Below are 6,877 nucleotides of genomic sequence, written 5' to 3'. Positions count from 1 at the left end.
TGTAGGAGCCGGCTTGCTGGCGAACGCGGCGAGTCAGCAGAAGCTGAGTTATCTGACCCGCCATGTTCGCCAGCAAGCCGGCTCCTACAGAATTGGTCATCGCCCCGATAACCAATGTCGAAATCGAGCCGATCCGCAAAGGGCTTGCGTGTTCCCCAGCCCAAAACGCTACTATCGCCCCACTCATCGATCCCATCCAAAACACCGCCGTACAGCCGAGCCCGTCCATGGACAGATTTCAGGAAATGCAGGTCTTCGTCGCGGTCTGCGAAGAGCGCAGCTTCGCCACCGCCGCCCGACGTCTGGAAATGTCCGCGCCCAGCGTCACTCGCGCGGTGGCGGCGCTGGAGAAGCGCATCGGCACGCTGCTGCTGTCTCGCACCACTCGCAGCGTGCACTTGAGCGAGGCCGGGCAGCGTTACCTCAGCGACTGCCGGCGCATTCTCAGTGAGCTCGAAGAAGCCGAAGATTCCGCAGGAGGCAGCATCACCACCCCGGTCGGGCAACTAACGGTCACCGCATCGCTGTTATTCGGCGAGTTGTTCGTCATGCCGCTGGTGGTGGGTTATCTGCAGCAACATCCCGGCGTCAGCATCAACGCGCTGTTGCTGGACCGGGTCACGCAGATGGTCGAGGAGGGTATCGATGTCGCGGTGCGCATCGGCCATCTGATGGACAGCAGCCAGCATGGAATAAAGGTCGGCGAGGTGCGGCGCGTTCTCTGCGCGTCGCCGGCCTATCTGGCCGCCCATGGGCATCCTCGGCATCCCAACGACCTGAAGCAGCATCGTCTGGTGGTGTCATCGGCCAGCACTCTGGTTCGGCGCTGGGAATTCATGGAAGCGGGCAAACCCTTGCAGGTGGACCTGCTGTCCCGATTGACCGTGTCCGCCAATCAGGCAGCGATCACTGCCGCGACCCTGGGCTGGGGCGTGACGCGGATCTTGTCCTATCAAGTCGCAAGTCAGGTAGCGAATGGCGAACTGAAGCTGATTCTGGAAGATTTCGAAGAGCCGCCCTTGCCGGTGCATGTCTGCCACCAGGCCGAGCGCAAGATGTCGGCCAAAGTGCGTACCTTCATCGATTATTGCGTCGAACGCATGACTCAAGACCCTGCCATCAAGGCAGCCGGGCGGAGCCGGGATTGATGGAGCGCCACCGGCAGATGACGATCTTCGATGCCGTGGCCAGCGGGGCCGGGCTGGCGGCTGCGTCCCGTCGGCTAGGCATTTCCGAAGCCACGGTGGGCCGTGCGCTGGCTGCGCTGGAACGGCGTTTGGGTACGCGGCTGTTAAAGCGCAGCACCCGCGGTGTGACCCTGACCGAGCCAGGTCGACAGTTCGCCGCCGATTGCGCGCGTCTGCTGCGGGCGGCGAATGAGGCCGATGCGTCGGCCAACGGCCTGCATGTTGAGCCGCGCGGATTGCTGACGCTGGTCACGCCAGTGCTGTTCGGCGATCAGTTGCTGATGCCCGTTATCCTCGATTACCTGGACGCCTGGCCGGGTATTCAGATGTCCGTCGCCTATCAGGAGCACTTTCCCAACCTGCACGAAGAGGGTGTCGATGTCGCGGTCTTCATCGGTGATCTGCCCGATGGATACATGGTTGCGCGCAAAATTGGCACGGTGCGCCAGATGATCTGCGCCAGTCCGGATTATCTGCAGCGCCACGGCGAACCGCTGACGCCCGGCGAGTTGTCTGCACATTCACTGGTGGTTTGCAGCGCCGACAACCGAACCCTGGACTGGCGGTTTCGGGTCCAGGGCGTGACCCGCAACCCAGCGTTGAAACCGACCCTGCGCTGCACCACTCAACTCGCGGCGATCAATGCGGCTGTCAGCGGCGCCGGGCTGACTACGTGCCTGAGCTACCAGATTCATCAACATCTCGACGCGGGGCCGCTTGCAACCGGTGCTGCACGCGTTCGGACAGGCGCCGCTGCCGGTGCATCTGGTCTATCGCGAAGGGCTGCGCGCATCGGCGCGGGTACGCAGTTTTGTCGACTTCGCGGTTGCGCGACTGCGTCGGCATCCGATGCTGAGCCTGTAGAGAGGTTGTTGGACAGGCCTATAATTTCAATTTCTGAAACGCTGGATTGCTTTTGGTGAAGATTCTGTTCGCCGGCGTCGTGCCCCATGATTCATCCCATCAGCACGCAAACCCGTTGGCGACAACGCCCCCGCGCTGATTCGAATCCACGACAGCCTCAGGAGCCAATCCCATGAATGCCATCAAGCTGTATCACTTCCCGACGTCCGGCCACTCCCATCGTGCGCAGTTGATGTTGTCGCTGTTAGGGCTGGAATCGGAAATTCACTTAGTCGATCTGGCCAACGGTGCGCAGAAGTCGGCAGAGTTTTTGGCGCTCAACGCCTTTGGCCAGGTGCCGGTCATTGATGACAACGGCACGATCGTCGCCGATTCGACGGCGATTCTGGTTTATCTGGCGAAAACCTATGATGCCTCCGGTAAATGGCTGCCCGCCGATGCCGATGGTGCCGCGCAAGTTCAACGCTGGTTATCGGTAGCCTCGGGGCAAATCAACAACGGCCCGGCGCGCGCCCGCCTGATCACCGTATTCGGTGCGGGCTTCGATCCCAGGGACACCATCGACCGCGCCCATGCGGTGTTGCGAGTGATGGACACGCACCTGACCGGCCGCCAATTCCTCGCAGCCAACCACGCCACCATCGCCGACGTCGCCGCTTACAGCTACATCGCCCATGCGCCGGAGGGCAATGTGTCGCTGGAGGGTTACCCGAATGTGCGTGCCTGGCTGGCGCGCATCGAAGGGCTCGAAGGCTTCGTGCCGATGCCCGCGACGAAGGCTGGACTGGTGGTTTGATCCGAGACCGCGATTGTCCTTCGGTTACCGGCAATCCCCGCGTCCTTACACTTTCGGGAGTCCGCACCATGAACGATATCCCCTCCGAAACCCCCTCGCCCTGGCACCCAGGCGAGATCCAGCTGCAGCTCCACGCCGGTGTCGCCGAACGCATGGACTTCATGGGCAGGAAGGTCATTCGCGACTACATGCCTGAGCAGCATCGCGAGTTCTATGAGCACCTGCCGTACCTGCTCATCGGCGCGGTAGATGAGCAAGGCTGGCCGTGGGCAAGTTTGCTGGATGCGCAGGCCGGCTTCATCGCTTCACCTGACCCTCGGCGGCTGGATATCGCCAGGCTGCCTGACGCTGATGACCCTATCGGTGAACAATTCGCTCCGGGCACGGCGGTGGGCATGTTGGGCATCGACCTGCACACCCGTCGGCGCAACCGTATCAACGGGCGTGTCCGGCAGGTCAGCGATCAGGGCTTCTCGGTGGTGGTCGAGCAGTCATTCGGCAACTGCCCGCAGTACATTCAATTGCGTGAACTCAGGCAAGTGGAGTTGCCGAAGGTTCATCAGCGTCCAGCCGCCGAACGCATGGACGCGCTGGACGAGGCTGCGGTCGCGACCATTCGTGCTGCCGACACCTTTTTTGTCGCCAGCTACGTGGATCTCAAAGGCGATCGGCCGCACCGTTCGGTGGACATGTCCCATCGCGGCGGGCAGGCAGGATTTGTCCGGGTCCGAGGGGATGTGCTGACCATTCCAGACTTCGCCGGAAATCTGCATTTCAATACGCTAGGCAATTTCCTGCTCAACCCGAAGGCCGGTCTGCTGTTCATCGATTTCACTACCGGGGATCTGCTGCACGTGGCGGGAAGCGTCACGCTGATTCTCGAAGGTCCGGAAATCGCAGCTTTCCAGGGTGCCGAGCGGCTCTGGCAGGTCAAGGTCGAAGCGGTGGTGCGACGTCCTTCGGCATTGCGTTCGCGCTGGGAGTTCCAGGGTTTCTCGCCAAACAGCCTGATGACCGGCGACTGGAACCAGACTGCCGCGCGCTTGCAGGCCGATGCCCTGAGTGATCAGTGGCGGCCGCTGCGAGTGACACGGATCACCGACGAAAGCGCAGGTATTCGCTCGTTCTGGTTCGAACCTGCCGATGGCGCCGGCCTGCCTGGATTCAAGGCCGGTCAGCATTTGCCAGTGCGTCTGTCAGTCAAAGGGCAGGCCAAACCGATCATTCGCACCTACAGCCTGTCGAGCGCGCCGTCCGATGACTTTTTTCGCATCAGCGTCAAACGCGACGGGCTGGTTTCGGGACACCTGCATGACGAGCTCAAGGTGGGTGATCTGATCGAAGCGCGGGCGCCGCAGGGTCGTTTCGTGGTCGATACTCAGGAGCGCCGACCGCTGGTGCTGCTCGGCGCCGGAATTGGCGTCACGCCCATGCTGTCGATGCTGCGCGAGGTGATCTACCAAGGCAAACGCACACGGCGCATGCGGCCAACCTGGTTCATTCAAAGTGCACGTCGTCTGGTGGATCTGGCTTTTCGCGAAGAATTGGACACACTGATTGCCAGTGCCGGAAATCAACTGACGGCCGTCCGCCTGCTGAGCCAGCCCGAGAGCCCGGCGCGCCCAGGCCAAGACATTCACCTTACGGGTCGCATTGACCTGGATCTGCTCAAGAAGCTGTTGCCGTTCAACGACTTCGATTTTTATGTCTGCGGGCCGGCGAGCTTCACACAGGGGCTGTATGACGAGTTGAGGGCAATGCACATCCGTGACGAGCGGATACATGCGGAAACCTTCGGCCCATCGACGCTCAAACGCACAGGCGATCAGCAGCCGATCGCCGTGCAACAGCCGCCCGCTGCCACGATTTCGGTGCCGGTGGTGTTCGAACGATCTGCCAAGCAAGCACGCTGGCAATCGGACGGCGGCACCTTGCTGGAACTGGCCGAAAGTCGCGGCCTGGCCCCCGAATACAGCTGTCGTGGGGGTTCATGCGGCACCTGCAAGACCCGGCTCATCAGTGGCCAGGTGCATTACCCGGTCCCGCCCGCCGAAATGCCGGCGGCCGACCAAGTGCTGATCTGCTGCGCAGTCCCGGCCTCAGGGCCGTTGGTGCTCGATCTGTAAACATCCGTGCGTGTGATGGACATGTTTTTACGGGAGTCACTGCGATGAGTGAATGGCCAGCGTTCGAGAAAGAAGACGATCCCAATCTGTGCCATGCCACCGAGCAAGAGGTGTCCTGGCTGTTGCCGCAATCTTTGGCCTCACTGGCCGGAGAACTGGCGGCCAATCATGAGGAGCATGACAACCCGGCGACTCTGCGTCTGATCACCTGGGTGCGTTCGGTCTCCACGTTCAGTCGTCACCGATGATTGCCGGTGTCGATATCCAGACGCATGAAGGCGGGAAGTGGTTGAAATGAGGTGGCATCAGACCGGATGATGTGCGGCAGTTTAACCCTCACATATAAGGTCAAATGACATGAAAGTCAGCGCTCGCAACGTCTTCAAAGGCGTCGTCAAACAGATCCAGGAAGGCGCGGTCAACGCCGAAGTCGTGCTGACCCTGCCGGGCGGCGAAGAGCTGGTGGCTGTGGTCACCCTGCAAAGCGTCAAGAGCCTGGGCCTGGCGGTCGGCAAAGAGGCGGTGGCATTGATCAAGGCGCCGTGGGTCATGCTCATGACTGACTCCAGTGGTTTCCGCCTCTCGGCACGCAACTGCCTGGAAGGCAAAGTCACGCGCGTCAGCGATGGCGCGGTCAACGCCGAAGTGATCATCACGCTCACCGGGGGCACTGAGGTCTACTCCATCGTGACTCGCGAAGCGGTGACCGAACTGGGTCTGACGCCAGGCGTCAGTGCGACTGCCGTGATCAAGGCCTCGCACATCATTCTGGGCGTGCCTGCCTGATTCGATTGATCGCCGTTGGATAGCAACCGCCGTGGCAGGCGGTTGGTTCCGGCGCATGTTGTTCAACTGCCACGACAAGGAAGTGTATTTTGATTACACGCAGAACCCTGATCGGCGCTTCGCTCATGACGATCCCTGCGCTGTGGACCCTCCGACCGCTGGCTGCCGACTCTGGCAGTCCCTCCAACACCCCCATCGAGCAACGACTGGCTGAACTTGAACTTCGCCACGGCGGGCGCCTGGGCGTCGCCATGCTCGACACGGGCAGTCAGCGTCTGATCAGCCATCGCGGTGATGAGCGTTTCGCCCTGTGCAGCACCTTCAAGGCCTTTGCCGCCGCCCATGTTCTGGCCCGGGTCGATCGCAAGGAAGAGGACCTCTCCCGCTTGATCGTCTATGGCAAGGAGCAGTTGGTTACGTATTCGCCGATCACGGAAAAACACACGGGCGAGGGTGGGCTAAGTGTTGGCTCAATCTGCGAAGCGGCGATTACACTCAGCGACAACACTGCAGCCAACCTGTTGCTGGACAGTTTCGGAGGCCCGAAGGGTTTGACTCAGTGGCTGCGCTCGACGGGGGACAATGTCACTCGTCTGGACCGTCGCGAACCCGATCTTAACGAAAACCTCCCCGGTGATCTGCAGGACACCACGACCCCCGTTGCGATGCTGCAGACCCTGCGCACTTTGGTGCTGGGTGATGTGTTGTCGGGTGCCTCCCGGGATCAGCTGATCGCCTGGCTGGTCAGCAACAAGACCGGCGACCACAAACTGCGTGCCGGGCTGCCGGCAGGCTGGCGGGTAGGGGACAAGACCGGATCAGGCGCCAATAACGCCAGCAACGACGTCGCCGTCATTTGGCCTCCCAACCGCCCGCCACTGATCGTTACGGTTTACTACACCGATGCCAAAGCCAACGGCGAGCAGATCAATGGGGTGATGGCTGAAATTGGGAAGCTGGTTGCGTCGTTTTCGGGGTAACAGTAGCGAGCTTGCGAAACCACTCTGTAGATACTCTATTGGCGATCTCGTTCTTCCAGCCGCCGCCTGCCTCTGTAGGAGCCGGCTTGCTGGCGAACCGGCTGTGTCAGGTACTGTAGATTTTGACCGATATATCGC

The 6,877-nt window shown here is 61.3% G+C and carries 7 protein-coding genes; all 7 read left to right on the top strand.

The window, feature by feature from the left end:
• The first annotated feature begins 227 nt into the window (after positions 1-227).
• The 7 genes from ACRER8_RS05805 to bla all read left to right on the top strand — a co-directional run bounded on the left by ACRER8_RS05805 (position 228) and on the right by bla (position 6,739).
• The gene (locus tag ACRER8_RS05805) at positions 228-1,148 is read left to right on the top strand and encodes a LysR family transcriptional regulator (protein WP_431745394.1); all 921 of its coding nucleotides are present in this window, start codon (positions 228-230) and stop codon (positions 1,146-1,148) included.
• Positions 1,148-2,110, top strand: a complete 963-nt coding sequence (locus tag ACRER8_RS05800; RefSeq protein WP_431745393.1) for a LysR family transcriptional regulator — start codon at positions 1,148-1,150, stop codon at positions 2,108-2,110. The genes ACRER8_RS05805 and ACRER8_RS05800 overlap by 1 nt, the downstream gene beginning before the upstream one ends.
• A 113-nt stretch (positions 2,111-2,223) precedes the next feature.
• Positions 2,224-2,847 (top strand): glutathione S-transferase family protein, encoded by a 624-nt coding sequence (locus tag ACRER8_RS05795; protein ID WP_431745392.1) that lies wholly within the window; start codon positions 2,224-2,226, stop codon positions 2,845-2,847.
• A 68-nt stretch (positions 2,848-2,915) separates the two neighbouring features.
• Positions 2,916-4,973: a pyridoxamine 5'-phosphate oxidase family protein gene (locus ACRER8_RS05790; RefSeq protein ID WP_431745391.1), complete on the top strand. Its 2,058-nt coding sequence runs from the start codon at positions 2,916-2,918 to the stop codon at positions 4,971-4,973.
• Positions 4,974-5,017: 44 nt separating this feature from the next.
• Entirely contained in the window at positions 5,018-5,221 is a 204-nt protein-coding gene (locus ACRER8_RS05785) for a hypothetical protein (protein ID WP_431745390.1), read from the top strand.
• Positions 5,222-5,330: 109 nt separating this feature from the next.
• Positions 5,331-5,759 carry a TOBE domain-containing protein gene (locus tag ACRER8_RS05780; RefSeq protein WP_431745389.1) on the top strand — a complete coding sequence of 143 codons (429 nt, stop codon included), beginning with the start codon at positions 5,331-5,333 and terminating at the stop codon, positions 5,757-5,759.
• 89 nt (positions 5,760-5,848) lie between these two features.
• A complete protein-coding gene (bla, locus tag ACRER8_RS05775; protein WP_431745388.1) occupies positions 5,849-6,739 on the top strand; it encodes a class A beta-lactamase in 891 nt (296 codons plus the stop codon).
• Positions 6,740-6,877: the final 138 nt, after the last annotated feature.

It is taken from the genome of Pseudomonas sp., from assembly GCF_050739935.1.
In the GTDB taxonomy this organism is placed as follows: Bacteria; Pseudomonadota; Gammaproteobacteria; order Pseudomonadales; family Pseudomonadaceae; genus Aquipseudomonas.
The sequence above is the reverse complement of the archived record's forward strand: the minus strand, read 5'-3'. Positions and strand labels throughout refer to the sequence as shown.